This is a genomic window from Thermoplasmatales archaeon, from assembly GCA_014361195.1.
Lineage (GTDB): Archaea > Thermoplasmatota > E2 > UBA202 > JdFR-43 > JACIWB01.
This window is the reverse complement of the sequence record JACIWA010000023.1, coordinates 1-983: the sequence shown is the minus strand read 5'-3', so window position 1 is coordinate 983 and position 983 is coordinate 1. Positions and strand designations below refer to the sequence as shown.

2 protein-coding genes are annotated in these 983 nt (G+C 34.9%); both read right to left on the bottom strand.

Annotation, left to right across the window (positions count from 1 at the left end; genetic code table 11):
- The coding region (locus H5T44_06405; GenBank protein MBC7081850.1) for a hypothetical protein at positions 1 to 280 on the bottom strand (280 nt) is incomplete at its 3' end.
- Positions 281 to 337: 57 nt separating this feature from the next.
- On the bottom strand, positions 338 to 983 hold a 646-nt coding region (locus H5T44_06400), incomplete at its 5' end, for a hypothetical protein (protein ID MBC7081849.1).

Sequence of the window (983 nt, the reverse complement as noted above, 5' to 3'; positions counted from 1 at the left end):
CTCCATATTCCTCCACTCGCAAATTTCTTCTAAAAGTTCTATTCCATATTTCATTTCCTTCTTTATCTATTTTAACAACCCATACTTTTTCATATATTCTCCCCAGCAAAACTATTCCATCATCTGTTACAATTCCATCAACAAAGAAAGAAATTGTTCCTTCAGCTCCAAATTCTTTATTCCATTCTTCATTATTTTCTTTTTTTGCTGAATTAAAAGAGTTTATAGAAATAGCTATTAAAAATAGAATTAAAGCAGAGACTCCAAATATTTTTTTCATATTGTCTTTAATCATTTTTTATATATAAAATTACCTAAAATAAAAAGAGAAGTTGTATCAAGAGCAATTCTCTGCAAGGGATGAATTATAGCTCTCACTTGAAGAGTAATTCACTGCATAGGATAAATTATAGCTATAAGAGGAATTCACTGCACAGAATGAGTTACAGATATCACTTGGCAGGCTGTTCTCTACATAGGATGAGTTATTATCACCTGGCGAGCAATCCTCTACATGGGGTGAAATATAGATATCAGTTGGCCAAACTGTGAGACCAGTTGGATCAAGATCTATGCGCATTGCCCAATTCCATGCTGCCCATACTAATTCAGAGCAATAGTATCCATAGCCAAGAGAATTTGGGTCTGTACTATCTACTTGTTTTGTATGGTAAACCCAGCAAGAGAGATAATCAAAAGGTCTTGGTTTATTTGGTTGCCCTCCAACAGTCCACTTACGGGCTGCTTTATCAACTGCAAAGTCAGCAGCTTCCTTTTTTAAAGTTGAAGTAGCGCCTTTTACTCTTTTGTAGGCAACAGCCTTGCTATTAAATATTTCTGTCATGTTATCTATTTCAACTCTTCCATAATCTTCATTGCCTGAATATGATTTGTTGTGTAGTGATGCAGCATTGAATGGATACATCCTTCTCTCTTCTTCCGTCCATTTTTCCATATGAGGGTCTGCTTCTATTATATACCCT